This window comes from Mesorhizobium kowhaii (genome assembly GCF_042431665.1).
Classification (GTDB): domain Bacteria; phylum Pseudomonadota; class Alphaproteobacteria; order Rhizobiales; family Rhizobiaceae; genus Mesorhizobium; species Mesorhizobium kowhaii.
This window is the reverse complement of sequence record NZ_JBHLYT010000223.1, coordinates 1-504: the sequence shown is the minus strand read 5'-3', so window position 1 is coordinate 504 and position 504 is coordinate 1. Positions and strand designations below refer to the sequence as shown.

Genomic DNA, 504 nt, shown 5'->3' with positions numbered 1-504 from the left:
CGGATCGATCAAAATGGCGGCCCTTGAACATGACAAACTCCCGGAAAGCAGGAGCAGCCGTCATGCAGCAATGACCTTTCCGAAAAGTTTGCGACGGAACCGCCTGTTCTGCTGGTCGCAATGGTACGCCGGTTCCACTGCGACGCGGTGCTTTGCGGCCGGCGAATCTTTGCCGAGCGCTTTGACGGGGACGTCCTCGCGCCATGGGCCCGACGAACCGCTCGCCTCGACGATGTCGTCCACCATCTTGGGCTTGTTCTCGGCGGGCGTCCGGCAGCGAGCTTCGCCCAGAGGCTGATGCTGCCGGTGAGCAACGACACCCTGCTGCGACGGAACCGCAGTTCCAGGGTCCAGCGGGCGCGGCCCGGCGGCGGACTGGAACAGGCGGTGGCCACCAGCCGGGCTTCTTCCTTGCCCGTCAGCTTGCGTTGCGCGCCTGCGCGTGGCTCTTCGCTGAGCGCCGCCTCCAGACCCATCTCCACGAAGCGGCGCTTGGTGCGATAG

Annotated in this window: 2 pseudogenes; one reads left to right on the top strand and one right to left on the bottom strand. The window is 65.7% G+C overall.

Annotated features, from left to right (window positions below):
• Positions 1-105: 105 nt before the first annotated feature.
• Positions 106-372 (top strand): annotated as a pseudogene (locus tag ACFFNA_RS39780) (ISL3 family transposase); the annotation flags it as partial.
• Here the strand turns inward: ACFFNA_RS39780 and ACFFNA_RS39775 are convergent.
• Positions 339-504, bottom strand: a pseudogene (locus ACFFNA_RS39775) (helix-turn-helix domain-containing protein); the annotation flags it as partial. The pseudogenes ACFFNA_RS39780 and ACFFNA_RS39775 sit on opposite strands and share 34 nt — an antisense overlap.